Below are 24,304 nucleotides of genomic sequence, written 5' to 3'. Positions count from 1 at the left end.
CTACATCAGCGGCAGCAAATTTCCATAAATTCTCTCGTTTTCAGGGATCACGATGGCGCGCCAGTTCGTCTATTTCATGCAGGGCCTGACCAAGAGCTATCCGACCCGCAAGGTGCTCGATAACGTCCATTTGTCGTTCTATCCGGACGCCAAGATCGGCGTGCTCGGCGTCAACGGCTCCGGCAAATCGACCCTGCTGCGAATCATGGCCGGGCTCGACAAGGAATATAATGGCGAGGCCTGGGTCGCCGAGGGCGCCCGGGTCGGCTACCTCGAGCAGGAGCCGCAGCTCGATCCGGCCAAGACCGTGCGCGAGAACGTCATGCTGGGCGTCGCCAAGCAGAAGGCGATCCTCGACCGCTACAATGATCTGGCGGTAAATTATTCCGACGAGACCGCCGACGAGATGACCAAGCTGCAGGACGAGATCGAGGCCGCCGGGCTATGGGATCTCGACAGCAAGGTCGATCAGGCGATGGACGCGCTGCGTTGCCCGCCCGACGATGCCGACGTGACAAAACTCTCCGGCGGTGAGCGGCGTCGCGTTGCTTTGTGCAAACTGCTGCTCGACCAGCCGGATCTGCTGCTGCTGGACGAGCCGACCAACCATCTCGACGCCGAATCGGTGTCGTGGCTGGAAGGCCATCTGCGCAACTATCCCGGCGCCATCCTGATCGTGACCCATGACCGCTACTTCCTCGACAACGTTACGTCCTGGATCCTCGAGCTCGACCGCGGCAAGGGCATCCCCTATGAGGGCAACTATTCGTCCTGGCTGGTGCAGAAGCAGAAACGCCTGGCTCAGGAAGGCCGTGAGGATGCCGCGCACCAGAAGACGCTTGAGCGCGAACAGGAGTGGATCGCATCCTCGCCCAAGGCGCGTCAGGCCAAGTCCAAGGCGCGCTACCAGCGCTATGAGGAGTTGCTGAAGCAGGCCAGCGAGAAGCAGGCCCAGACCGCGCAGATCACGATTCCGGTGGCTGAGCGGCTCGGCCAGAACGTGGTCGATTTCGAGGGGCTGACAAAAGGATTCGGCGATCGCGTCCTGATCGACGACCTCACCTTCAAACTGCCGCCCGGCGGCATCGTCGGCGTGATCGGCGCCAACGGCGCCGGCAAGACCACGCTGTTTCGGATGATCACCAAGCAGGAGACGCCGGACAAGGGTTCGATCACGGTCGGCGAGAGCGTGCATCTCGGTTATGTCGACCAGTCCCGCGACTCGCTCGACGGCAAGAAGACCGTGTGGGAAGAAATTTCCGGCGGTAACGACCTTATCCTTCTGGGCAAACGCGAGGTGAATTCGCGTGGCTATTGCTCGTCGTTCAATTTCAAGGGCGCCGACCAGCAAAAGAAGGTCGGCGCGCTGTCAGGCGGCGAGCGCAACCGCGTTCATCTCGCCAAGATGCTCAAGTCCGGCGCCAATGTGCTGCTGCTCGACGAACCCACCAACGATCTCGACGTCGATACCCTGCGCGCGCTCGAAGAGGCGCTGGAGGATTTCGCCGGCTGCGCCGTGATCATCAGCCATGACCGCTGGTTCCTCGACCGTATCGCGACGCATATCCTGGCCTTCGAGGGCGACAGCCATGTCGAATGGTTCGAGGGCAATTTCCAGGACTACGAAAAAGACAAGATGCGCCGCCTCGGCCAGGACTCCATCATCCCGCATCGCGTGAAGTACAAAAAGCTGACGCGGTGAAGGATATGCGGCGATTGGCACTGACAGTTGCGATCGCCGCCATTCTCTGCGGAGCGTCTTTGGCTCACGCCGCCGCCGATGCAGCTTTCACGCAATTCATCGTCTCATTGTGGCCGGAGGCGCAGGCGGCGGGTGTGTCGCGCGCGACCTTCGATGCCGAGACCAAGGGGCTTGAGCCGGATTACAAACTGCCCGATCTGATTTTGCCCGGACGTCCCGCGACCGGTGCGGCGACGCAGGCCGAGTTCGTGCAGGTGCCGGCGGATTACATCAGGGAGCCCAGCATCATCAAGCTGGCCGAAGAGGGGCAGCGGCTGATGGCCAAGCATCGCGCCGCGCTCACCGCGATCGAGCAGCGTTTCGGTGTGCCCGGCACCATCGTTTTGGCGATCTGGGGCCGCGAGACTGATTACGGCCGCTATACGCTGCCCTATGACGGGCTGCGCGTGATGGCGACGCAGGCCTATGTCGGGCGGCGCAAGGATCAATATCGCAACGAATTTATTCTGGCGCTGAAATTGATCAGCGACGGTGAGGTGACGCGCAAGGACATGCGCGCCTCCTGGGCCGGTGCGACGGGTCTGACGCAATTCCTGCCATCCGAGCTCTACAAGCACGGGGTCGATTTTGACGGAGATGGCCGCCGCGACATCTGGCACTCGGTGCCGGACGCGCTCGCCTCGGCGGCGCAGCAACTGGTCAACAAGGGCTGGCAACCCGGCGTGCGCTGGGCCTATGAGGTGCAGGCGCCGGCCAATGCCGATTGCACCATGGGCGTGCCCGAGGTGACCAAACCGATCGGCGAATGGATCCGCGACGGTTTCGCGCCGGTGCGCGGCGAGAAACTCAAAGCCGCCGAGCTGGTCGAGCCGGCCTCACTGCTGCAGCCGGAGGGCATCTATGGCCCGGCTTTTCTGACCACCAAGAACTACTTTGTGATCAAGGAATACAATTTCTCGGATCTCTATGTGCTGTATGTCGGCCATCTCAGCGATCGCATGACGACGCCGCAGCCCTTCGCGACGCCGTGGTCGGCGTCGACGCAACTGCGCACCGCCGATGTCGAAGCCATGCAGCGTCACCTCACGCGCGTCGGTCTTTACACGGACAAGCTCGACGGCAAGGCCGGCATGAAAACCCGGGCTGCGCTCGGCGCCTATCAGAAGAAAGCCGGGCTCAAGGTAGATTGCTGGCCGAGCGAGGCCGTGCTGCGCTCGATCAGCGCCGCGCGCTAGATAAAATCAGCAAGTTTTTGATCAAGCGCAAATCGATAGCGCGCTCCTGCTGTACTCTTTCAAAACTTTGAGCACGTTGGCAGCAGCGAAAGAGCGGCAAAATGCGCGACTGGCATCCGATATCGACCGCACCGTTTGACCGCGATCTGCAACTCAGCGTGCACGAGCGTGATGAGATGCATTCTCTTGTGTTTCCCTGCCGGCGAACGGAAGGCGGATGGGTGAATTCCATCACAAAGCAACCTGTTTTCGCCGATCCTACGCATTGGCGTGAATGGCTTGACTAGAGCACGATCCGGAAAAGTGGGCGATGGTTTTCCGAAAAGATCATGCCCAAAAAGATCGAGTGGGATGACGCTTCAAATGACCCATCCCGTCTGAATTCGAGCCGGGACTGCTCAAAATTTATCGATCCTTGTTTGGCGGTGTCTGCAGTTCCGCCAGTCGTGCCTCTTCCCGGGATAGTAACTTGGAAATGACCTGCCGCTTCGATGCGTCTGTCTCGGTCTTCAACAGCCCCCGGTAATGCTTGATGTTGAGTTCCATGATTGTCCGTGCAGAAGTGTTCATGGAAGCATTCCAAAGGTTACCAAGTCGAACCGCAAAACTTTAGCGGTGCTTGATTGACGAGGCCAGACATGGCCGGAAGAACAATTTGATCAGGATCAAATTCCTGGTTGATTTGTAGCGCAATGATGCACCGGCAGAGTTGATAAATTATCGCAATCCGAAGGCGCAAATGGCGAGAGCAAAAATCCGGGCGAATACTCACGGTCCGGTTATTCGCGCCCGTGACCCATGGGCCGCTTCAGCGGGTAAAACGCATCAGTTGCTCAGCGAAGAAGAGCGCGCCCGATTGGCCGTTCTCGCATCGATTGCCCGGTTCAACAAAGACGAGGAGATCTATCGCGAGGGTCGGCGCGCTGATGCCGTGTTCAACATCATTACCGGAGTTGTAAAGGCGTACAGGATCGCTCCCGACGGCAGCGAACGTATAACGGCGTTCCTGTTTCCAGGCGACGTGTTCGGGCTGTCCGAGGAAGGAAAGTACACAAACGCCGCCAAGGCGATCACACCATTGGCCGCGTATCGATTCCCGGTGTCTGCCTTAAGAAGCCGGCTTGCAAAGGACGCGGATCTGGAATTCCACGTTATTTGCAAGCTCATCCACGAACTGCGGGAGACCCAGCGTCACGCCCTTCTGCTGGCCCGCAGGGGAGCGCTCTCCAGAGTAGTGATGTTCCTTCAGCTATTGGAAAATCTTCAGGCCGGCAGAGGCGAGCGCACGGTGGAGATATATCTCCCGATGAAGCGGTCGGATATCGGCGAATATCTTGGAATGTCGCTTGAGGCCGTAAGCCGGGCATTTCGGACCTTGACCTCGCGCGGCATCATCAAGAGCCGTGACCGGCGGCATCTGAAAATCACGGATCGCAATACATTCGACGAGATCGCAGGCGATACGGCGAGCGCATCCTAGATCGAAGTGGATGGCTGTTCGGGCCGTGCGGCATTCGCGCGACCCGTTGGCTCGCAGTGACGGTCTCAAATCTTGCCCTGCAGCAAACAAAAAACCCGGCCGAAGCATCGGCCGGGTTTTTAAAATCAGGACGCTGAGATCAGCGCCGGTCCGCAGAGATTAGTTGCAGACCTGGATGCGGCGGAAGCGCCAGTCGTAACCATCCCAGTAACGCTCACGAACCCAGCGGCAGGGCGGGCCTTCGACATATACCGGGCCGCCGCCGCCGTAGTAGGCCGGCGGGGGAGCAGCCTGGGAGGCAATAGCGCCGCCAACAATGGCGCCGCCGATGATGCCGCCGGCGACGGCCGCACCGAGGCCGCGCTGTGCGCTGGCGGGGGTGACCGCGAATGTGCTGGCGATCGCTGCAACAGCGACGAAGGCAGCAAGTGTCTTCTTCATGTCTTGGGCTCTCCTGGGGATGATGGCGCCCTCATGTCAGCGCCGGTTTAAAGTGACTCACACGCTGTATTCTGAACGGACGGTGTCGCTAGAAAGCGCACAACAGTCAACCCAAAGTAAACGCTGGCGGAATCTTGGCCTGAAAAACGGTTTTTTCAGGCCCAAATTTAAGGCGTCCCCGGAAACGGGCGTTTCCGGGCACGCCTTGTACGTTTGTAACGAAGATGAACGGCTCAACTGCGAAACTTAGCCGCAAACCTGAACGCGGCGAATCCGCCAGCCGTAACCGTCCCAGAAGCGCTGGCGCTGCCAGTAGCAGCCGCCGGTATCGGCGACGTAAGCGGGGCCGCCATAGTAACCGTAGGGGCGCCCGTAATAGCCATAGCCTGGTCCATATCCATAGTAGCCCGGGCCGGCGATCGCGCCGCCGACGATCGCGCCGCCAATCAACCCGCCGGCGATGGCCGCGCCCAGATATCGTTGCGCGTGGGCAGGGGCGGGCGCGGCCACGGCCGAAACGGCCACGGTGGCGACGGCGGCCAGTGCCATCAATGTTTTCCTCATGGCATCACCTTTCTGATTGAGCAGGACAGCGGATATAGCGGTCTATAACGGTGAAAGTTCCACATTCCACTTGAATGATCAATGAACGGGAGCGCCATATTTAGCGACCAATATGGGCCATTACGGGGCTTTTGCGGCGCAATGCCGTCCCCGTCGCGAGCGGCTGGGTAACCATGGATGCGTTGACGGCAATCATGATCGCGGTCGGCGGTTCGCTGATCGTCATTGTGATATCGCAAATCCAGAATCGCCGAATTCGGGAGCGATCGGGCGGCAGCGCTGGATCGGACGGCGGCGCCCATGCCGGTGGCGGGGACAATGGAAGCGATTTCTTGAGCTGGAGCGACAGCAGTCATGGCGGATCCAGCCATTCCTCTGGTTTTGACGCTTCCGGCGGAAGCGACAGCGGTGGAGGCGATGGTGGGGGAGGCGGTGGCGGCGGAAGCGATTAGCGGCCGGCGCTATTTTACCAGGACCGGCATGGCCGTTGGATTATTCCCGAAGCTTTTTTAGATTCATTCCAGTGTGAATGGCGCATCAGTTTGGAATCACTTGAAAAAGCGGTTTTTCCTTTTGCATCTCGCCGCACTCTTAAATATCGAATGGGCATCGTTTTTCTGAAGGGCCCGGCCGGTTTCATGATTGTCTGTTCCTGTAACGTCCTCAGCGACCATGATGTCCGTAGCGCCGTCGAGTCCGCAGAAGACCTTCCCCGAAATGCCAAGCAGATCTACGGCTGCCTCGGCTGCAGCGCCGAATGCGGCCGCTGTGCGCGCACCATCAAGACCATCATCGATGAAGCGCTCGGTGCCTGCGCCAAGGCCTGCTGCTCCGGCTGCCCGCACGCCCGCACCGAGGCGCATCAGCACGAGCCGGCCCACGCCGGTCTACCTCTCGTCGCCGCCGCCTGAAATCTGAAAATCTCGCCGTTTCTCGCCTGGCCGATCTGATCGGCTGTGGGTTGGCTTTGATCGGCGCCGAAACCCCATCTAAATACCAGCGTCGTCCCAGATATTGCCCTTCAAACCGCTTACACTGGGGCGGATTATGCGTTATTAGCGTTGTTTAGAATCATTTTAAACTGGGGCGCCTCAGGGCCCCCGCAGCGAGAGTGCACCATGCAGGGCGACGCAAAAGTCATCGATTATCTCAACAAGGGTTTGCGCAGCGAGCTCACTGCTATCAACCAGTACTGGCTGCATTTCCGGCTGCTGAATCATTGGGGCCTCCTCGATATGGCCAAGACCTGGCGCAAGGAATCCATCGAGGAAATGCACCACGCCGACCGCTTCACCGACCGGATTCTGTTTCTCGACGGTTTTCCCAACATGCAGGTGCTCGATCCCTTGCGGATCGGCCAGAACGTCAAGGAAATCATCGAATGCGACCTGGCCGCTGAAGTCGGCGCGCGCACGCTGTACCAGGAAGCCGCGACCTACTGCCACGGCGTCAAGGACTACGTCTCGCGCGACCTGTTCGAAAGCCTGATGAAGGACGAGGAGCATCACATCGATTTCCTCGAAACCCAGCTCGATCTGATCGAGCGGATCGGGCTCGAGCTTTATACGCAGAAGCACGTCGGCGGGCTCGAGGGCGAGCACTAAGATTATTCAGCGCCGGTTACGTCATCCTTCGAGATGCGGCCAACTGGCCGCTCCTCAGGATGAGGGGCCGGTGCGGAGTGAAGTTCTCAACTCCTCATGGTGAGGAGCGGCCAGTTGGCCGCGTCTCGAACCATGGGAGAATTCACAACTGCGTCTTGTAGCGTGCTTCGACGGCGGCCTGGGTTTCCCGCTCGCCGAGGCTGGTCTGGTCGTGAATGATCTCGCCGATACTTGGAAATATCTCGCGTTCGACCTGAGTATCTTTCAACCACAGCTTTGAGCGCATCAGCGCCTTGCCGCAATGAAAATACGCCTCGTGCACATCGACGCGCAGCACCGCGCGGGGCAGTTTGCCGAACTCTTCCATCGCGGCCAGCAAATCCGGCTCCGCCGACAGTTTGCCCTTGCCGCCGACGCGAAGCGTCTCGTCGATCCCGGGCACGAAGAAGATCAACTGCACGAAGCCTGAACCCTCGACGATGTTTTTGAAACTGTCGATCCGGTTGTTGCCGGCGCGATCCGGCATCAGAAGCTGGTTGGGACCCGCGACGTTGACGAAGCCGGGATTGCCACCGCGCGGCGAGGCATCGACGCTGCCGTCGGTGCCCGATGTCGCCAGTACGCAGAATGGCGACATCGCGATGAATTTTCGGGCGTGAACGTCGATCTCAGGGCGTGCCTTCGCGATTACGCGCGGCGTTGGCTTTGGGTAGATCGAAGCGAGGTCGCTGGCGGCGAGTTCGGTCAAGATCTGTCTCCGCAAAAAGGATGGCTTGGTTGAAGCTATCATCGCGCCGTTGCGGCAGCTACGATTTATCACCGCCGCCACGGCCAATCGATCACGTCAGCGCAATAGAGCGCCCACCAGATCAGGACCGGCTGAAACGCCAGTCGCGGTCCATGATAGAGCCAGCTATTGGTGATGTGGGGCAGGTCGATGCCATCAATGGCATGCTTGAAATTCGCCGGCCACACGCACAGCGCATAGGCCGCGAAGGCGATGCCGGCATACCAGCGCAACGGCCGCGTTACCAGCGCCACTGCGCCGGTCAGTTCGCATAGTCCGGTGATGAAGATGACCTGCGGCGCGAGCGGCACCCAGGACGGCGTGATCGCGAGAAATTTCTCGGGCGCCCAGAGATGGCCGATCCCCGCTGCCACGTAGAGCGCGGCGAGAATCCATCGCATCACCGCGCGTGCAGTGACGGAACGATCGGGTAAAGATTCAGGGGACATTTGCGGACGTAACATTTGCAGCGTCGTGACGCCAGAGCTCATAGCGTTTTCGAGCCAACGGGTCGCGCGAACGCGCGCCCGATGACAGGCTCCGTGGGTGCCGGTTCGCGTGAAGAAAACGCGTCAAAAAATAGAGTCACACCGCATCCGCCGGCACGAAGCAACTGATGATGATGGTGCCGCGGTGATGCACATACCACACCACGGCTTCGCCGACGGGATTGCCGCGGTCGCGGATAATGGCGTGTGCCGGCACCGCCATCCACTGGCCTTCGATCGGCACCCAATAGGAACCTTCGCGGAAATTATATTCAGTGCGGTGTCCGTCGGAGATATCGCAACAGGGCACGCCGTTCGGCGCTATCACGCCCTTGAACCAGGCGCGGATGTCGGGCGGAACGTTTTCGAATTGACCGTTGTCGAAGGCAAGCGCCGCGCTCGTCAGCACGGACAAGCTCGCCAGCAAGACGATCTGTGCGAAAGAGCGCATGCGATCCTCCACTGTGTCGCCGGTGTCGTCGTCGTTTGCCGATGTTGCGGCAATTACGAATCGTCCAGGCGAGCGCAATTAAGCCTCAGCGATCAGAGGGATGCATGCTCAAAAAATATGCGAAGCGCGGCGCAGCAAATTTGGTGCGATGCGAAATCTGAAAATTTTACATCGTGCGCTGCGGCGCGGTCTGCAGCAATTCCTGCAGTTGTTGTTTGTAGAACGCCGCGTTGCCGGTCGTCAGATGCCCGCGCGTCTCGGAGCTGGCGGGGATCAGATAGAGCCTGGCGTTCTTGATCTGCTTCAGCGCAGCATCGGTCACACCGGTCTCCGGCGGATTGCGTTCGTCATCGGCCGCATTGATCGCGAGCAGCGTCGCCGTGATTCGCTCCAGCCCGGCGGGTTTGTAATCGTGCGAGGCTTCCCACTGATAGATGAAATCATTGGCGTCCGCCGTCACCGGCGTTGCCAGCCGGTCGTCCACCATCTTGTCGGCTTTGGCCGCGGTGGGCGCCAGCGCCTGATAGCCGAGCGTGCCGCCGCCGGTCGCGATGCCGTAGGCAGCGACCGCGTATTTCATCATCCGGGGCTGTGCGGTGTAGTTGCCGCTGACATAATCGGGGTCGTTGCGGATGGTTTCGATCATCATCCGCCGCAGCATCCAGTTGCGCGCCGCCATCTCGGTCGGTTGCGCGGCCATCGGCACCAGCGCATCCATCGCGTCGGGATATTTTGTCGCCCACAGCCAGGTGTGCATGCCGCCCATTGAATTGCCGAGCACCAACCGCAAATGCTTGATGCCAAGGCCTTCCTTCACCAGCCGATATTGCGCATCGACCATGTCCTCGTAATCATATCGGGGAAATGCGGTCTTGAGGCCATCGGACGGTTTCGACGATTGACCGTGGCCGATGCTGTCGGGAATGATGATGTAATATTTCGATGCATCGAGCGGCTGGCCGGGGCCGAACAATTCGCCCGCGAAGGTCGGTGTCAGCAGGCTGGCCGCCGAGCCGCCGGAACCATGCAGCACCAGCACCGGCTGCCCGGTGGGTTCGCCGACCGTCGTATAGTGAAGCCGCAATTCCGGCATGGTCTCGCCGGTGTGGAATTTGAAATCCCTGGCGGTCCAGTCGCCTTGCTTCGGGGTGGGATAATCTGCCGCCAGCGCGGGAATGGAAGTCATTGCCATAAGAGCCAATGCGATAATCGATAGCGCGGCGCGCGAACATGTCATGATGCACTTCCCACGATGCGTTACCCCCCGAAGCTTTTTTGGGCGCGGTCGCGTTGCCGGGGCCGCTTGCAGACGAGCCTATCACGCCGTTTGAGGCGATCCGAGGGTCCGACAACTGATACGTAGGGTCACTTTTCCGGGAAAGCGCAGGTAGCGTCTACCGCGAGTCCTCGACGTCGGTTTCCGGACGGTCGCTGCCCGCCGCGGTTTCGGTGTGCCACTTGCCGTCGGCGGTCTCATATTCGATGGCTTCGGTGCGGCCGGGCACACGCTGTTCGGCGGCGGCACGCCGGGCGGCGGCAAGCGCCGTGGCATGGGTCGGGAAGGCTTCCGAGAAGACGCCGCTAACGGTGTAGGCCCAGCCGCCGTCGTGCTGGACGATCTTGTAGGTGACGTGGCTCATCGGGAACTCGCTTTGTTGGCGTTGGCGCGGCGACAGGGGGTGAACGCGTGATTTATTCTATGACAAAATAGGGCCTGATGGGAGATTTTACGACAGGTCCGCTGGGTTAAGGAGAAAAACAGATGTGCCGCAATATCAAGACGCTGTTCAATTTCGAGCCGCCCGCGACCGAGGACGAGATTCACGCCTCGGCGCTGCAGTTTGTGCGAAAGCTCTCCGGCTTCAACAAGCCGTCGCAGGCCAATGCCGAGGTGTTCGACCGCGCGGTTGCCGAAGTCTCGGCCTCGGCGCGGCGGCTTCTGGTCTCGCTGCATACCCACGCCCCGGCGCGCGACCGCGAGATCGAGGCCGAGCGGGCCAGGGAACGCTCAAAATTGCGGTTCGGATGATGTGGCTGAGCATTGGGGCTTCATCCTTCGAGACGCATCGCTTTGCGATGCTCCTTCAGGATGAGATCCACGCATTGCGCTGGCGCGGGGATGAGGATTTCCGTTCGGCACGAATACCTGAGGCCTCATGGTGAGGAGCGCGGCAACGCCGCGCGTCTCGAACCATGTGATACGCACAGCCCTACTTCTTGTGCTTGTCCTTGTGCTTCTTTTTCTTCTTGTGATCGTCATCGTCCTCGTCGCCGGATACATCGTCGTCTACCGGCTGCAGTTCCGCCTGCTCAAGGGCCAGACGTTCGGCGGCGGCAAGTTCGGCCGCCTCGAACTCGCGCAGGCGTTTGTAGTCTTCCCAGGCGTCGAACAGCATGTGCAGCCACGGCATCACCTGCTCGATCGACGGCAGTTGGCCGGGCGGACCGGGTTCGCCACGCGGACCGGCCGGGCCCTGCACGCCAGGCTTGCCTTGTGGTCCGGCTTCGCCGGCTTTGCCTTGTGGGCCGGCCTCGCCGCGCTTGCCTTGCAGGCCGGGCTTGCCCGGTTTGCCTTCTGGTCCAATTTTGCCGCGCGGGCCGTCAGGTCCGGGCCGTCCCGGATGACCCTGGGGTCCCGGACGTCCCGCCTCACCCGGACGCCCGCGCGCGCCCTGCGGCCCCTGTCGTCCTATTGTCTCGTCCGCCACCTGCGTCGTCTCCCGATCATGTCCGGGCTTTTATTAGCAGACGTTTGATGACAGCAGCAATTGCGCGCTGCGAAGACGCGGACTTGATCAACAGCCAAGCGTGTCACGGCGCTAGTCGCTGTGCGCCGGCACGTCGATTCCTTCGGCCGAATATTGCCGGATCTTGTTGCGCAAGGTGCGGACGGACACGCCGAGCACGCGCGCGGCGCGGGTTCGGTTTCCGTCGCAACGCGCCAGCGTTTGCAGTACCAGCTCCCGCTCGACTTCGCCGACGGTTGACCCGATCAGCAGCGGCACGACTTCGTTCGGGGCCAGCGAAGGCGCCGGAGTTTCCGGCGCAGGGACATCGGACTCATAGGTCATTGACACCTCCCGATCAACGCCCGCTCCAGTCGTGAGCGGAAACATCGAGAACCAACAACCCCCAGCGTGTCGGACCGTGCGCGGAGTCGGTTAATGAATCCTTAACGCCGCAGTGCGGCGCCGCTCAAACCGCCCGGTAGCCGCCATCCGCCATCACGATCGAGCCTGTCACATACGCCGACAGATCGGAGGCGAGGAAGATCGCCGGGCCCACAATGTCCTCCGGCGTGCCCGCACGGCCGAGCGGCGTGTGATCGACGAATATCTTGACATATTCGGGGTGGTCGCTGCGCGTCTTGGCATTCAGCGGCGTCGCAATGAAGCCCGGGCCGATTGCATTGACGCGCACGCCATCCTTGCCGAGTTCGGCGGCCAGCGCCTTGGTGAAGCCGAGCACGCCGTGCTTCGCGGCGGTATAGGCCGGCGAACTCGGAGTGCGGATATGCACGAACGACTGGATCGAACCGATATTGACGATGCGTCCCTTGTTGGCGCGCAACGGTTCGAGAAAGGCATGCGTAACATTGAACACGCCGGTGAGATTGATCGCGATGATATCTTCCCAGTCGCTGATCACGGCCTCCGCGGCGCCCAGCATGCCATTGCGCCGCGCGATGCCGGCATTGTTGACCAGGATCGAGACTTTTCCGACATGCTCGGCGATACGCTTGGCGATCGCGATGCAATCCGCGCGTTTGCTCACGTCGAGCTTGAAACTTTCGGCCTGGCCGCCGGACCTGCGGATTTCCTGCGCCGCCTCGGCGACGGCCTCCTCATTCGTGTCGAGCAGCGCGACCTGCGCGCCTTCGCGGGCATAGCCCAGTGCGATTGCGCGTCCGATCCCTGACGCGGCTCCCGTGATGACAGCGATATGATTCTGGAGAAGCGGCATGGCGGGGTTCCCTTTGTTTTCTTGGTTTTGGTCTTCTTGGTTTTGCGCGTTTCGATACAAACTAATTCAAAGTTGCGGTCGCGGAAACGGAAAGCTTTACCGGTGTGCGGTAGTCATTCGACACCATGGATAGAAAGCTCTCGGAATGGAAGCTCGGTGTCGACCGGATCTGGTGGGCCGCCACGCCGGACTATGCAGATGCCATGCGCATCGTGGCCGAAATCGCCGACCTCAGCGAGGAGACGCTGCTGCGGCAGGCAGCGACGCAGGCGTTGCCCAGCCTGCGCAACGCTTCGCCGGGGAATGCGGATGGCAATGCAAAAGACGCGGCGCGGCGTCGTCTGCGTATCGTCCGCGAAGTCCTGCACACACTCGCCAGCCCACGGTTCGGCAGGCGCGAAGCCAGTGTGAAGGTGCCGACATTGGAGGAGCGTTACCGGCAGCTTTTGGAACTGCCGCTCGATCGCCGGCTGTCCGCGGCCGAAATTCACCGGGCCTATAAGCACGTCGCCAAGCGTGCGCATCCGGATGCCGGCGGCAGCGCTGAAGAATTTCTGGAGCTGGCCGCGGCGCGGGAAGCGCTGATGAAGCCGAAATAAAACAGAGCGTTTCGGGCGGGGGCTTTGGCGGCGTGAGCGCCGGCGCGCCTTCTATGCCATCGTCCGGTCGTAGAACGGCGTGCACGCCTTTCGGATTTCGGCGTCGCGCTCGTTGTCGAGAAACATGATGTCGAGATGGGTCTTGGTGTTGAACAGCGCCGCGAAAGTCTTGCCCATCTGGCCGGCGACTTTTTCGCTGTTGCGTTCGTCGTCGGTCACCAGGCCCAGCATGACGCCGTTGGTTTTGTCATCATAGCGAACGCGGGCGAGGTAGGCCCTGGATACGGTGGCGCCGAGGCCGAGCAAGACCGCCAGCGCCTCTTTCAGGCGCTGCTCGGCCGGGCCGTCCTGTTCGCCCAGGAAGGTGACTTCGGGTGGGGTCAATTGGTGAAGCAATCTAACCTCCCTTCGCGAGCCGGAGAGCGATGGGCCCGGTGCGACGTTGCACGCGAGCCCACCATCTTCCGCCGATCGAACGGTTTCAGAACTTGCAAGTTCCCCGATGCAGCAAAACATCCTTGACGGCGAGCGCGTGGCCGAAGGTATGGATGCGGTGGGTGACGGTGGTGTAACCGGCGGGCCACGGCGTGGGGGCAAAGGAATTATCCCAGACCTGACAGAAACCAGTGTCGTGCCAGCGGATCACATGAAAAGCGGCCTGCGCCGGGCTGGCAGCGGCAAGCGCGGTGAAACCAAGTCCGGCAACGGCACAAAGAACGGAAAGTCGACGCATATTGAAATATCTCCTCGTGAGAAATGTCTGTCCTGTCGGCGCAAACAGTTTGCGCGGATCAGGCGCCGGGGAGGGGGTCGCCCCGAACATGGAGTGAGTGTCGGAGAATCGCAATCGGGTTCAAGGCACGGCGGCAAAATGGCGCGCCTTAACGGCGGCTTGGACGCCTTGCCGTGACAGTTTGGTGAATTGTTCGCTCAGCCTATTGCGCAGCAAGCGATGCGACGCCTTCGATTTCGATCAGCATCTTCGGATCGGGCAGCGCCTGGACCACGCAGGTGGTGCGCGCAGGATAGGGTGCGGGTCCGAAAGCCGACGCATACAGCGCATTCATGACGGCGACATCGGATGCACGCGTCAGCAATACGTTAATCTTCACCAGATCGCGAAAGGTGACGCCGGTCTCGTCGAGCACGCGCCTGATGTTAGTGACGACGAAACCAAATTGCGCCTCGAAATCATCCGGCAGTGCGCCTTTCTCGTCAAAGCCCGGGATACCAGAGATAAACAGGAGATCACCGACCCGGGTAGCAAAGGACAGCGGCGGGGCCTTGATGTTGGCAGGCGGAGCAAAGTGCTGGATCGGCATGGGTCCCCCTTGTGATCTTGAGGCATGGTCGCAGGTGGCCCAAGCGGGCCATGCTTGCTACCGTCTGTAAAGTACGAATCGATCCGCTTGGCCGCAACAACCTGCAACAATCCCGGGGAGCCATTTCATGAAACTATCATCCGTCCTTCGTGTCGCGCTGCTGGCGCTTGCTTCGATCGCCGGCACTTCGCTGCCGGCCTTCGCCGACGGCGGCACCGTGTCACTCGTGATCTACAAGGCGGGATGGATCATCGGCGGCTCCGGCGGCGGCGGCATGCTGAGTTTCCGCGGCCGTAATTACCCGCTATCGACCGGCGGCCTGGACTACGGCCTCGTGTTCGGCGGATCGAAAACCGTGCTGCGCGGCACCGTGACCAACATCTACCGTCCCTCCGACGTCGCCGGTGTCTATGCGGCCGCAGGTGCCGGCATCGCGGTCGGCCGCGGCGCACGCGCAATCGTGCTGACCAATCAGAAGGGGGCGGTGTTGCAATTGTCCGGCCACCAGTTCGGGCTGATGGCGAATGCGGATTTGAGCGGGCTGGCGATTACGTTGAAGTAGGGGGCATTTGTAGGGTGGGTTAGGCGAAGCCGAAACCCACCGTTAAGATGCGATGCCTCGAAGGGTATGGCGGATTACGCTTCGCTAATCCGTCCGACGGGTTAGTGGTTGATTCGACATCGCGACACTTGTCCAGGCTCCGCTTTGGACAGGCTCTCGCCGCGAGATCGCTACGCAATCGGTCCCTTCTTTTCCTTCCGTGGATTTGAGTATCCCGGCGGCGACCAGGGTGGCGCGATCACCCGGACAAAACTCGAAAGATTTTCGATCCAGTTCTTCAAGGCTTCTTGGAAAGGCAAGAACGCAGGCGTCAGGACTTCTAAGTCCAGCGAGCCGCGCGATCGACTTAAGGATCAGTTTGTATGCCCGCATTGCCGTGATCTCGCTGCCTTGATGGTGCGGTTGCCTCGGATTGCCTGCATCAAGACGCGCAGTGGATACGACGCCGACGTGATAAGACGGATTTTCACTTCCAAGGCTTGTTGAGAAAACATAGCGCCAAGGCTCGGCTTTTAAGTCAAACGGAACGAGAAGGTATTTGAATGATTGGGAGTTTCCATTTGCAGCAGTAGCTTGAACAAATCGGCTTCCAACTTTTTCGACGTCGAACTGCGTCGGAGTTGCGAGCAATTCGGGTCCAAGCCGTAGATTCAACATTTGTGTGGAAACAGGGGCAGTTAATACGCGCTGGAGCGCGCAGACTAGCGGCTGCACGAAATCCGTGCTCTTTAAATCCGACTGAATGTAGAGAATGACTTCCGAAGGAACGATAAGGCCGCCGCCCGCTGTACGAACAAGATCTTGCGCCGGCGCAGGGGTTGCGCCGGCGAGGAACCACGCGACTGCGACTAGCAGTCGGAGCGATCGGTGGGTCACGTGCTGAGGCACATAACTACTCACAACCTGGTTGCTGTCCGCGCCGCCCTATCTCACAGCGTGCACTGCCGCTCCATCCGCATCTTCTGCTGCACCGCCATCGCGCCGGTCAAGGTCGGGGCCGGCTTGCTGACGACCTTGTAGGTCGAGGGCCATTGGATCGGCTTTTGCTGGAGGTCTTCGTTCCAGATCTGGCAGATGCCGGTGTTGTCCCAGCGGATCACATAATAGCCGGCCTGTGCGGGCGCTGACACGGCGAGGGCCGAGATGGCGATAGCGGTGGCGGCACAGAAGGCGGTAACGCGGCGCATGACGAAAACTCCTGAACTTTAAAAAGCTGCGGGGCGGTGACATCACCGCCCCACGATCTACCTAGCACAAAAAGGGCTCAGAGCACCTTATTGCTTTCCTTCACCTTCTCGGCATCGAGATAGACTTGGTTGCCCATCTCCTTGAACTTGGCGCTCATCTGCGCCATGCCGTCTTCGATGGTGCCAGTGTGTTATTGCCCCGGTGGGCTGCGTGTTCGTCAGGCCGACGACACCGGCAAATTCCAACGTGCGATCTTGTCGGTCAAGAATGACGCCAGCGTATCGGCATCTTTCAAGCGATCTTCCAAATCATCGAACAGTTCGGGGGCATTCGCGTAAATTTTCAAACGGTCGCGTAACTGTATCGCTGTCTCGCACTTCGCACAGACCTCCCCGAACTCTTCGGATATTTTCGTTCCTCCTTCCATTCGCGTTGCGATCAGGGTGAGCACGGAGGCAACGACAGCCAGCAGCCCGAGTGCGATCGACCATGCCTTGTCACCTCCGAGTCCGAGGCTTCCCACGACCGATGACGAAAGAACGGTGGTTATGATGGCACTAGAGAGCTTTACATTTTCCACCTTGCGCAGCCGGTTTTGAATTTCAGCTTTCAGCGGCTCAAAGCGGTCAATGATATTCGTCAACGTGGTCACGGCGAGCGTCAGCAACGCGGTCTTTCGGCGCTTCGAAACCTCGTCGGCGGTGGTCGGCAGCAAAACCTGGGTTTCCGCAAGATCGGTCGTCGCCGGTTGCACGCCCTCGCCGATTCCCGCTTTCGCCAGTTCGGCGCTGACCTCACGGCGGCCCTGAGGGTCAACGCGGGCCAAAAATCCCATCAAGGAATCAATCGTACTGATTTTGAGAGTTTGATTGGTCATTCGATAAAATCCTCATCAGTCAAAACTATTTTCCGATTCGATCTTATCCATGCGCTTCCATGAGAGAGAGCATGCGTTGCACGCTGGGACGTCCGCGGCCTTCGCGTTCAATGCCCCACCCGAAAGGGCGGCACGAGCGGATGAGCCATTCTCTGACTAGTTCAACTCGGTCACTTCCCCTGGGTACCCGATCAAAAATCTCGGGACGCCGCATCATGGCAAACGCAACCAACCCTGCCACGTGCGCGGCTGCCAAACTGGTGCCTTGCGCGGCTGCATAGCCTCCGAAGACAGTAGAAATACAGGCAACGCCTGGAGCGATGACATCAATACCGGGAGGACCGTTCTGTGTGCCGCGGCTGCTGAAGGCTGCGTGAAAAAAACCCGCATTGTTGTAATCCGAAATCGCCTGCTCGAAAATCGTATTGGCACGAATGACGTCGGTGCGTCCAAAGGCGGCTGTCGAAATGACATTAGGCAGACCAGATGCTGCGGGCCAGCCCACCTGGCCCGCCTTGTTTCCGGCCGCAGCGCAGACGAACACGCCCTTGGTCCCGGCGTATTCGATGGCGCGAACCACGCCGATGTTCGAGGTCTCGGAACAAAAGGCCAAGCATAGAACATCGATACGATCGTCGGCCGCCTGGGTAATGGCCCTGGCAATATCGATGGTGGACGCAGAGCCCATCCGCGGGAAGGCCTTGTAAACCGCGAGTTCGGCTTCCGGTACATATCCGGGGCTCGACCCACAGGCTGAGATGATGCCCGCGATAAGGGTGCCATGTCGATGGTGATCCGCGCGCCAGCTTGCGCTGTCTTCTGCGTCCACAAAATTCGTGCCGCGGATATTTTGGGGCAAGTCCTGATGGTCAGATACGCCCGTATCGACGATGCCTACCCTGATAGGGGCTCTATCTGGCCGGCGCTGCGGTGGGCCATCGGCACCCATTTCGCGATAGTCCCATTGGTAGCCTTGCTCCGGCGTGAGGGTCTGGAGGACGATCTTTTGATATTTCGAGGCGCTGCGATCGAGCGTGCCAATATGGGCGCTCCAATAGGAGTGCCTCGGGTGAACCTCGAAGATCGCATCCGATCGCAGGACGTTGAGGATGACCTTCCCCTCTTTGCTGGTAACGCCACCAAACGGCAGGCTAAGGCCAGGTACTTTCTGGACGACCGTCACGTCAGGGATCGGACGGTCTTCGAAATCGACGACCTCAAACATTACCGTCCACCCGTCGGCCCCTGCCGCTGGTTCCGGGAATATCGCGCCGGCCAGATCCTGGTCCGCGTGATCAACGAATTTCTCTTCGTCTAAAACCAGCTCAGGAAAGTGGTGAGTGAAGGCGTCCGCTTCGTCGGGTGTCAGCTTGAGAACCTTGATCCCACTCGACAGGCTGTGCAGAATTTCCAGATGGCGCCAAAGGCCTTCAAAAGGCGTCGGTGCAAGAGCCAGCCCGCCGCTGATAGAAGGGAATTGAGACGAATAAACTGCCTCGATGGCCGACGAAGAAGCGCGGCCGTCATCGAGTTCGTGCCCCATGATCATATACTTCTTCTCAAGCGGCACGGTCCGACCCCCCTCTGATCATCACCATTGTGGCGGAGGGACGAAACTAAGCCAAGAAGAATCGGCTACGTGAAGTTGTTGTCTGGAATTCTATCTACCGGCCAAATCGACGAAGCCTTCTTCGGCGATATCGAGGTTCGGGAACTCCCGCCTGACCACACCTACCAATGTAGGGTCTGAACGTACGACGATGCCCCAAGGGAGACGGTGGGTAATACGCGCATGGATGCCGTCATGCGCAAGCGCCTGACACATTTCTGCGTCAGTTTCAGAAGTGGCCGCGAGTTTGCGGGAGGTCAGGATATAAGTTTTATCATACATCGGCCTAACCTAGCCTAGCTACTACAGCTTTCCCACCAATTGCTGATCGGTCCGTTAACAACTGAACCCATATAGCCGTTCCACGCCCGCAATTCAACCGATGGGGGTCTCTCGATACCACCCAGAAGAGGACAGATCTTACCATATTACCGTTATCTTTCGAGCCGAGGGGGTGGATTGCTATGAAAACACCCCCTCCAGCAGTCAACCACTCTCACAATACCTTATTGCTTTCCTTCACCTTCTCGGCATCGAGATAGACTTGGTTGCCCATCTCCTTGAACTTGGCGCTCATCTGCGCCATGCCGTCTTCGATGGTGCCCGAGATGGAAAGGCCGACGCCGGCGACGGCGCGCCGATCCGGGTCGTTCAATGTCGCGGCGTAGTCGCGCACATCCTGCGTGATTTTCATCGAGCAGAATTTCGGGCCGCACATCGAGCAGAAATGCGCGACCTTGTGGGCGTCCTTGGGCAGCGTCTCGTCGTGATAGCTGCGCGCGGTGTCCGGATCGAGCCCGAGGTTGAACTGGTCCTCCCAGCGGAAGTCGAACCGCGCACGCGACAATGCGTCGTCGCGCAGTTGCGCCGCCGGATGCCCCTTGCCGAGATCGGACGCGTGCGCGGCGATCTTGTAGGTGATGACGCCGACTTTGACATCGTCGCGGTTGGGCAGGCCGAGATGCTCCTTCGGGGTCACATAACACAGCATCGCGCAGCCGAACCAGCCGATCATGGCCGCTCCGATGCCCGAGGTGATGTGGTCGTAGCCCGGCGCGATGTCGGTGGTCAGAGGGCCCAAGGTGTAGAACGGCGCTTCGCCGCATTCCTTGAGCTGCTTGTCCATGTTGACCTTGATCTTGTGCAGCGGCACGTGGCCGGGGCCTTCGATCATCACCTGGCAGCCTTTCTTCCACGCGATCTGCGTCAGCTCGCCGAGCGTTTCGAGTTCGGCGAATTGCGCGCGGTCGTTGGCATCCGCGATCGAGCCGGGCCGCAGGCCGTCGCCGAGCGAGAACGACACGTCATATTTGCGCATCAGGTCGCAAATCTCTTCGAAGTGCGTGTAGAGGAAGCTTTCCTTGTGATGCGCGAGGCACCACTTCGCCATGATCGAGCCGCCGCGCGACACGATGCCGGTGACGCGGCTGGCGGTGAGGTGGATATAGGGCAGCCGCACGCCGGCGTGGATGGTGAAGTAGTCGACGCCTTGTTCGCACTGTTCGATCAGCGTGTCCTTGTAGAGTTCCCAGGTCAGCTTGACCGGATCGCCGTCGCACTTTTCCAGCGCCTGATAGATCGGAACGGTGCCGATCGGGATCGGCGCATTTCGAAGAATCCATTCCCGGGTGGTGTGGATGTTGCGGCCGGTCGAGAGGTCCATCACGGTGTCGGCGCCCCAGCGGATCGCCCACACCATCTTGTCGACTTCTTCCTCGACCGACGACGTCACCGCGGAGTTGCCGATATTGGCATTGATCTTGGTCAGGAAGTTGCGGCCGATGATCATCGGCTCGAGTTCGCCGTGGTTGATGTTGCAGGGGATGATCGCGCGACCGCGGGCGATCTCGCTGCGAACGAACTCCGGCGTCACGAAGGCGGGCACGGACGCGCCAAAGCTTTCGCCGTCGGCCAGGGCGGCTTCGGCGCGCTCGAGTTGGACCTTGCGGCCGAGATTTTCGCGCGTCGCGACATAGATCATCTCCTTGGTGATGATCCCGGCGCGGGCGAATTCAAGCTGCGTGATCATGTGATCGCCGACGCCGCGCAGCGGCTTGTGATGCGCGGTGAAGGATTTCGCGGCATGGGCGGCGCCGACATTGCCGTTGTCTTCCGGCTTGATGTCGCGGCCTTCATATTCCTCGACGCCGCCGCGCTCCTTGACCCAGGCGATGCGCGCGCGGGAAAGACCGGCATTGACGTCGATGGTCACTGTGGGATCGGTGTAGGGACCGGAGGTGTCATACACCGGCAGATTGGGCTCGCCGGCGCCCGGGCTGAGAATGATCTCGCGCAGCGGCACGCGCACATCCGCCGCCTCGTCCGGCGTGACAAAGATCTTGCGCGACGCGGGCAGCGGGCCGGTGGTCACGGCGGGAAGAGTGGTGTCGGGATTGGAGCGAATGTTCATGGGATCCTCCTTTGAATTTCTACTTGCTGTGCATTTTGTTCGTCATTGCGAGCGCAGCGAAGCAATCCATAGCGGTGCAAACGGCACCATGGATTGCTTCGTCGCTTGCGCTCCTCGCAATGACGGTAGGGAGCGGTGGTGAAATCATCTCACGCGGCCTCCGCGTTCAGGCCGAGCCAGGCGCGCACGCGCGCGTCGGGTTCGGGATTCTGGGTGATGTCGCTGACGACCGCGATCGAATCGGCGCCGGCGGCAAAAATCTCGCGGGCCTGTTCGAGCTTGATGCCGCCGATCGCAACCAGCGGGATATCGCCGATGCGCTTTTTCCATTCGGTGATCTTCGGGATGCCCTGCGGCGCGAAGCGCATCGATTTCAGTGTGGTCGGAAAGATCGGCCCGAGTGCGATGTAATCGGGATCGGCGCGCAGCGCGGTTTCGAGTTCCTCGTCGTCATGGGTTGAGATGCCGAACGTGATCCCGGCATCGCGGATTGCTTTCAGATCGGCATCGGCAAGATCTTCCTGGCCCAGATGCAGATGCTTGGCGCCGGCCAAGATCGCGGCGCGCCAGTAATCATTGACCACGAGCTTGGCATCCGTGCCCCGGATGATCTCGATCGCGTCGGTCACCGTCTGCAGCGCCTCGGAATCGTTGAGATCCTTGGCGCGCAACTGAATCGTGCCGACGCCCAGCAGCGCGAGGCGCGCAACCCAGGCGACGGTGTCGACGACAGGATAAAAACGATCAGGATACGCGTGGCGATCAGGATACGGCATGCCAGAACGGGGTCCCAATGACTGGAGTGGAAGGGGAGGCGAAGTCGCGGGCTTCCATCAGCCCGGCTTCATAGGCGGTGCGTCCGGCTTCGACGCCGGATTTGAACGCGCTGGCCATCGCGACGGGATCGGCGGCTTTGGCGATGGCGGTGTTGAGCAGCACGGCGTCGTAGCCGAGCTCGAACGCTTGCGCGGCGTGCGAGGGCGCGCCGAGGCCGGCATCGACCACCAGCGTGATATCCGGCAGGCGGTCGCGCAGCAGTTTCAGTGCGTCGCGGTTGATGACGCCCTTGGCGCTGCCGATCGGCGCGGCCCACGGCATCACCACCTTGCAGCCGGCATCGACCAGCCGCATCGCGACGCCGAGGTCTTCGGTGCAGTAGGGAAATACTTCAAAGCCGTCCTTGATCAGGATGTCGGCGGCCTCGACAAGCCCGACCACGTCGGGCTGCAGCGTGTCGTTGTCGGCGATCACTTCGAGCTTGATCCAGGGCGTTCCGAACAATTCGCGCGCCAGCTTCGCCGTGGTCACGGCCTCGCGCACGCTGCGGCAGCCCGCGGTGTTCGGCAGCACCGTTACGTCAAGCTCGCGGATCAGCGACCAGAACGCATCGCCGGTCTTGCCGCCGGCGCTCTCGCGCCGCAGCGCCACCGTGACGATCTGCGCGCCGGATGCCCGTATCGCTGCCTGCATGATTGCCGGCGACGGATACAGCGCACTGCCGATCAGGAGGCGCGAGGAAAATTCGCGGTCGTAGAATTTCAGCATGGCAAGCTTCCCAACTTGTCGTCCCGCCGTAGAGTTGTGCGCGCTCCCATCATCACCCTCCCTGCCGCGGCGTGATGATCTCGATCTCGTCGCCGTTCTTGAGTGGCGTCTGCGCCCATTGGCTGCGTGGCAGCACGTCGTAGTTCAGGGCGATCGCGAAATGCGTGCCTTCATATTCGAGTTCGCCGAGCAGCGCATCGACGTGGCTGGAGGCGATCTCCCGCTGCTCGCCGTTGACGATCACGCGCATTGCATCACCTCATTGTCGATCACGCCGCGCTCGACATAGAACAGCGTCAGCTCCGCCAGCGCCGGGGCCAGCAGGAAGCCGTGGCGATAGAGCCCGTTGACTTCGATCTTGTGGTTGTGAACCGCGATGCGCGGCAGGTTGTCAGGGTAAGCCGGGCGCAGGCCCGAACCGAACTCGATAATGCGCGCCTCACCGAATGCCGGATGCACGGCATAGGCGGCGCCCAGCAATTCCAGCGCGGAGCGCACGCTGACGCCGGTATCCTCGGCTTCGATCGAGGTCGCACCGAGCATGAAACGGCCGTCGCCGCGCGGGATGACATAGAGCGGCCAGCGTGGATGGATCAGGCGCAGCGGGCGCGACAGTTCGACCTCGGAGGTCTCGACGATGATCATCTCGCCCTTGACGCCGCGCAGCTCCGGTTGCGTGTCGCGCGCAGCAAGGCCGCGGCAATCGATCACGATACCGTCGATATCTTCGGGATCAGGATCGCTGTTGAATTTGATGGTGCCGCCGGCCGCCGCCAGCCGCGCATGCAATTGCGGCAACACCCGCCGCGGCTCGACATGGCCTTCATCGGCATAGAACAGCCCATCGCGAAAGCGGCCTTCGAGCGACGGTTCGATCTCGCTGACGCCGCGCGCGTCAAGCCGGCGATGGCCTGATGTGAGCCTGGCGAAACGCTCGAAATCAGCACGGTCGCGCGCATGCGCCACCACCAGCGATCCATTAAAGGGGGTTTGCGGAAAATTCTCGCGCCACAGGTCGAGCGAGCGGATGCCGAGCCGGACGATCACGGGCTCGGACGCCTCGGCCTCGCACCAGGGCGCCAGCATGCCGCCGGCCCAGTGGCTGGTCGATTGCGTCATCTCAGAGCCGCTGCGCTCGTGTAGCGTCACGGTGTGGCCGGCCTGCGCAAACAACAGCGCCTGCCATGCGCCCGCAATGCCCGCGCCGATCACGGAAACCGGGGATTCGCTTTTCGATGCGACGGGCGAACGCCCGCGCTGTGGGTCTGAACTCTGGTACATCCCTGTCCCTTCGCCGGCATGACCCGGATCAGGTTCAAAGGGTCACCGCGGTCTCTGGCTCTACCAGCAGGATTTCCTGCGTGCAGGGTTTGAGCGTGCGGTCTCTCAGCTCCTCATCGGAGCTCCCCTCGGAACAGGTCCAATGTAAACCGATGCGGGGGGGTGTCAACGCGCGCATTGCGGTTTGCACCGGTAG

Annotated in this window: 34 protein-coding genes and 1 riboswitch; of the genes, 9 read left to right on the top strand and 25 right to left on the bottom strand. The window is 60.8% G+C overall.

Annotated features, from left to right (window positions below; genetic code table 11):
- Window positions 1-52 precede the first annotated feature (52 nt).
- Window positions 53-1,702 (top strand): energy-dependent translational throttle protein EttA, encoded by a 1,650-nt coding sequence (gene ettA, locus HB676_RS16905; protein WP_213738982.1) that lies wholly within the window; start codon window positions 53-55, stop codon window positions 1,700-1,702.
- A gap of 5 nt (window positions 1,703-1,707) precedes the next feature.
- Complete coding sequence (locus HB676_RS16900) at window positions 1,708-2,937, top strand: lytic murein transglycosylase (RefSeq protein ID WP_213738981.1); 1,230 nt, start codon at window positions 1,708-1,710, stop codon at window positions 2,935-2,937.
- Window positions 2,938-3,342: 405 nt separating this feature from the next.
- Here HB676_RS16900 and HB676_RS16895 read toward each other — a convergent pair whose 3' ends face one another.
- A complete protein-coding gene (locus HB676_RS16895) occupies window positions 3,343-3,507 on the bottom strand; it encodes a hypothetical protein (RefSeq protein WP_213739212.1) in 165 nt (54 codons plus the stop codon).
- A gap of 286 nt (window positions 3,508-3,793) precedes the next feature.
- Here HB676_RS16895 and HB676_RS16890 point away from each other — a divergent pair, with 286 nt between their 5' ends.
- Complete coding sequence (locus HB676_RS16890) at window positions 3,794-4,417, top strand: cyclic nucleotide-binding domain-containing protein (RefSeq protein WP_213738980.1); 624 nt, start codon at window positions 3,794-3,796, stop codon at window positions 4,415-4,417.
- A 159-nt stretch (window positions 4,418-4,576) separates the two neighbouring features.
- Here HB676_RS16890 and HB676_RS16885 read toward each other — a convergent pair whose 3' ends face one another.
- From HB676_RS16885 to HB676_RS34090, 3 genes are all read right to left on the bottom strand, one after another.
- Complete coding sequence (locus HB676_RS16885) at window positions 4,577-4,858, bottom strand: hypothetical protein (RefSeq protein ID WP_213738979.1); 282 nt, start codon at window positions 4,856-4,858, stop codon at window positions 4,577-4,579.
- Between the two features lie 246 nt (window positions 4,859-5,104).
- Window positions 5,105-5,422, bottom strand: coding sequence for a hypothetical protein (locus HB676_RS16880; RefSeq protein ID WP_213738978.1), 318 nt, complete (start codon window positions 5,420-5,422; stop codon window positions 5,105-5,107).
- Window positions 5,423-5,522: 100 nt separating this feature from the next.
- Window positions 5,523-5,648: a hypothetical protein gene (locus HB676_RS34090; RefSeq protein WP_275944945.1), complete on the bottom strand. Its 126-nt coding sequence runs from the start codon at window positions 5,646-5,648 to the stop codon at window positions 5,523-5,525.
- Between the two features lie 128 nt (window positions 5,649-5,776).
- Here HB676_RS34090 and HB676_RS16875 point away from each other — a divergent pair, with 128 nt between their 5' ends.
- The 3 genes from HB676_RS16875 (at window position 5,777) to bfr (ending at window position 7,026) form a co-directional block, all read left to right on the top strand.
- Window positions 5,777-5,935: a hypothetical protein gene (locus HB676_RS16875; RefSeq protein ID WP_213738977.1), complete on the top strand. Its 159-nt coding sequence runs from the start codon at window positions 5,777-5,779 to the stop codon at window positions 5,933-5,935.
- A 125-nt stretch (window positions 5,936-6,060) separates the two neighbouring features.
- On the top strand, window positions 6,061-6,333 hold the full coding sequence (locus HB676_RS16870; RefSeq protein ID WP_213739189.1) for a (2Fe-2S)-binding protein: 273 nt from the start codon (window positions 6,061-6,063) through the stop codon (window positions 6,331-6,333).
- Window positions 6,334-6,540: 207 nt separating this feature from the next.
- Window positions 6,541-7,026, top strand: coding sequence for a bacterioferritin (gene bfr / locus HB676_RS16865; protein ID WP_213738976.1), 486 nt, complete (start codon window positions 6,541-6,543; stop codon window positions 7,024-7,026).
- Window positions 7,027-7,168: 142 nt separating this feature from the next.
- Here bfr and HB676_RS16860 read toward each other — a convergent pair whose 3' ends face one another.
- The 5 genes from HB676_RS16860 to HB676_RS16840 form a co-directional block, all read right to left on the bottom strand.
- Window positions 7,169-7,774 (bottom strand): pyridoxamine 5'-phosphate oxidase family protein, encoded by a 606-nt coding sequence (locus HB676_RS16860; RefSeq protein ID WP_213738975.1) that lies wholly within the window; start codon window positions 7,772-7,774, stop codon window positions 7,169-7,171.
- A 68-nt stretch (window positions 7,775-7,842) separates the two neighbouring features.
- The gene (locus tag HB676_RS16855) at window positions 7,843-8,262 is read right to left on the bottom strand and encodes a DoxX family protein (protein WP_213739188.1); all 420 of its coding nucleotides are present in this window, start codon (window positions 8,260-8,262) and stop codon (window positions 7,843-7,845) included.
- A gap of 136 nt (window positions 8,263-8,398) precedes the next feature.
- Window positions 8,399-8,752, bottom strand: a complete 354-nt coding sequence (locus tag HB676_RS16850) for a hypothetical protein (protein ID WP_213738974.1) — start codon at window positions 8,750-8,752, stop codon at window positions 8,399-8,401.
- Between the two features lie 166 nt (window positions 8,753-8,918).
- Window positions 8,919-9,989 carry an alpha/beta fold hydrolase gene (locus HB676_RS16845; RefSeq protein WP_213738973.1) on the bottom strand — a complete coding sequence of 357 codons (1,071 nt, stop codon included), beginning with the start codon at window positions 9,987-9,989 and terminating at the stop codon, window positions 8,919-8,921.
- 157 nt (window positions 9,990-10,146) lie between these two features.
- Window positions 10,147-10,392, bottom strand: a complete 246-nt coding sequence (locus HB676_RS16840) for a DUF2188 domain-containing protein (protein ID WP_213738972.1) — start codon at window positions 10,390-10,392, stop codon at window positions 10,147-10,149.
- A gap of 122 nt (window positions 10,393-10,514) precedes the next feature.
- Between HB676_RS16840 and HB676_RS16835 the strand changes: the two genes are divergently transcribed.
- Window positions 10,515-10,781, top strand: a complete 267-nt coding sequence (locus HB676_RS16835) for a DUF2277 domain-containing protein (RefSeq protein WP_213738971.1) — start codon at window positions 10,515-10,517, stop codon at window positions 10,779-10,781.
- 181 nt (window positions 10,782-10,962) lie between these two features.
- Here HB676_RS16835 and HB676_RS16830 read toward each other — a convergent pair whose 3' ends face one another.
- From HB676_RS16830 to HB676_RS16820, 3 genes are all read right to left on the bottom strand, one after another.
- Window positions 10,963-11,460 (bottom strand): collagen-like protein, encoded by a 498-nt coding sequence (locus HB676_RS16830; protein ID WP_213738970.1) that lies wholly within the window; start codon window positions 11,458-11,460, stop codon window positions 10,963-10,965.
- Window positions 11,461-11,571: 111 nt separating this feature from the next.
- The gene (locus HB676_RS16825) at window positions 11,572-11,823 is read right to left on the bottom strand and encodes a helix-turn-helix domain-containing protein (protein ID WP_213738969.1); all 252 of its coding nucleotides are present in this window, start codon (window positions 11,821-11,823) and stop codon (window positions 11,572-11,574) included.
- Window positions 11,824-11,947: 124 nt separating this feature from the next.
- The gene (locus tag HB676_RS16820; protein WP_213738968.1) at window positions 11,948-12,715 is read right to left on the bottom strand and encodes an SDR family oxidoreductase; all 768 of its coding nucleotides are present in this window, start codon (window positions 12,713-12,715) and stop codon (window positions 11,948-11,950) included.
- Window positions 12,716-12,918: 203 nt separating this feature from the next.
- On the opposite strand from HB676_RS16820, the gene HB676_RS16815 reads away from it, so the two are divergent.
- On the top strand, window positions 12,919-13,314 hold the full coding sequence (locus HB676_RS16815; protein ID WP_249780296.1) for a hypothetical protein: 396 nt from the start codon (window positions 12,919-12,921) through the stop codon (window positions 13,312-13,314).
- A 51-nt stretch (window positions 13,315-13,365) separates the two neighbouring features.
- Here HB676_RS16815 and HB676_RS16810 read toward each other — a convergent pair whose 3' ends face one another.
- The 3 genes from HB676_RS16810 to HB676_RS16800 all read right to left on the bottom strand — a co-directional run bounded on the left by HB676_RS16810 (window position 13,366) and on the right by HB676_RS16800 (window position 14,636).
- Complete coding sequence (locus tag HB676_RS16810) at window positions 13,366-13,710, bottom strand: enhanced serine sensitivity protein SseB C-terminal domain-containing protein (RefSeq protein ID WP_213738966.1); 345 nt, start codon at window positions 13,708-13,710, stop codon at window positions 13,366-13,368.
- 85 nt (window positions 13,711-13,795) lie between these two features.
- Window positions 13,796-14,047: a hypothetical protein gene (locus HB676_RS16805; protein ID WP_213738965.1), complete on the bottom strand. Its 252-nt coding sequence runs from the start codon at window positions 14,045-14,047 to the stop codon at window positions 13,796-13,798.
- A gap of 202 nt (window positions 14,048-14,249) precedes the next feature.
- Window positions 14,250-14,636, bottom strand: a complete 387-nt coding sequence (locus HB676_RS16800) for a RidA family protein (RefSeq protein ID WP_213738964.1) — start codon at window positions 14,634-14,636, stop codon at window positions 14,250-14,252.
- 127 nt (window positions 14,637-14,763) lie between these two features.
- On the opposite strand from HB676_RS16800, the gene HB676_RS16795 reads away from it, so the two are divergent.
- Window positions 14,764-15,198 carry a hypothetical protein gene (locus HB676_RS16795; RefSeq protein ID WP_213738963.1) on the top strand — a complete coding sequence of 145 codons (435 nt, stop codon included), beginning with the start codon at window positions 14,764-14,766 and terminating at the stop codon, window positions 15,196-15,198.
- 84 nt (window positions 15,199-15,282) lie between these two features.
- Here HB676_RS16795 and HB676_RS16790 read toward each other — a convergent pair whose 3' ends face one another.
- The 10 genes from HB676_RS16790 to HB676_RS16745 all read right to left on the bottom strand — a co-directional run bounded on the left by HB676_RS16790 (window position 15,283) and on the right by HB676_RS16745 (window position 24,108).
- On the bottom strand, window positions 15,283-16,074 hold the full coding sequence (locus tag HB676_RS16790; RefSeq protein WP_213738962.1) for a hypothetical protein: 792 nt from the start codon (window positions 16,072-16,074) through the stop codon (window positions 15,283-15,285).
- A gap of 53 nt (window positions 16,075-16,127) precedes the next feature.
- Window positions 16,128-16,385 (bottom strand): hypothetical protein, encoded by a 258-nt coding sequence (locus HB676_RS16785; protein WP_213738961.1) that lies wholly within the window; start codon window positions 16,383-16,385, stop codon window positions 16,128-16,130.
- A 218-nt stretch (window positions 16,386-16,603) separates the two neighbouring features.
- Window positions 16,604-17,263, bottom strand: coding sequence for a hypothetical protein (locus HB676_RS16780; RefSeq protein WP_213738960.1), 660 nt, complete (start codon window positions 17,261-17,263; stop codon window positions 16,604-16,606).
- Window positions 17,264-17,306: 43 nt separating this feature from the next.
- Window positions 17,307-18,833: a S8 family serine peptidase gene (locus HB676_RS34255; protein ID WP_213738959.1), complete on the bottom strand. Its 1,527-nt coding sequence runs from the start codon at window positions 18,831-18,833 to the stop codon at window positions 17,307-17,309.
- A gap of 90 nt (window positions 18,834-18,923) precedes the next feature.
- Window positions 18,924-19,154: a hypothetical protein gene (locus tag HB676_RS16770; RefSeq protein WP_213738958.1), complete on the bottom strand. Its 231-nt coding sequence runs from the start codon at window positions 19,152-19,154 to the stop codon at window positions 18,924-18,926.
- A gap of 214 nt (window positions 19,155-19,368) precedes the next feature.
- A complete protein-coding gene (gene thiC / locus HB676_RS16765) occupies window positions 19,369-21,282 on the bottom strand; it encodes a phosphomethylpyrimidine synthase ThiC (RefSeq protein ID WP_213738957.1) in 1,914 nt (637 codons plus the stop codon).
- 149 nt (window positions 21,283-21,431) lie between these two features.
- Complete coding sequence (locus HB676_RS16760; RefSeq protein ID WP_213738956.1) at window positions 21,432-22,058, bottom strand: thiamine phosphate synthase; 627 nt, start codon at window positions 22,056-22,058, stop codon at window positions 21,432-21,434.
- Window positions 22,045-22,827: a thiazole synthase gene (locus HB676_RS16755; RefSeq protein ID WP_213738955.1), complete on the bottom strand. Its 783-nt coding sequence runs from the start codon at window positions 22,825-22,827 to the stop codon at window positions 22,045-22,047. Before HB676_RS16755 ends, HB676_RS16760 begins: the two co-directional genes overlap by 14 nt.
- 52 nt (window positions 22,828-22,879) lie before the next feature.
- Window positions 22,880-23,077 (bottom strand): sulfur carrier protein ThiS, encoded by a 198-nt coding sequence (gene thiS / locus HB676_RS16750; protein ID WP_213738954.1) that lies wholly within the window; start codon window positions 23,075-23,077, stop codon window positions 22,880-22,882.
- Window positions 23,068-24,108 carry an FAD-dependent oxidoreductase gene (locus HB676_RS16745; RefSeq protein WP_213738953.1) on the bottom strand — a complete coding sequence of 347 codons (1,041 nt, stop codon included), beginning with the start codon at window positions 24,106-24,108 and terminating at the stop codon, window positions 23,068-23,070. Before HB676_RS16745 ends, thiS begins: the two co-directional genes overlap by 10 nt.
- Window positions 24,096-24,247: riboswitch (TPP riboswitch) on the bottom strand. Its footprint overlaps the gene before it by 13 nt.
- Window positions 24,248-24,304 lie beyond the last annotated feature (57 nt).

The sequence above is a fragment of the Bradyrhizobium sp. dw_411 genome, assembly GCF_018449695.1.
Lineage (GTDB): Bacteria > Pseudomonadota > Alphaproteobacteria > Rhizobiales > Xanthobacteraceae > Bradyrhizobium.
This window is presented reverse-complemented; position numbering and strand designations above follow the sequence as displayed.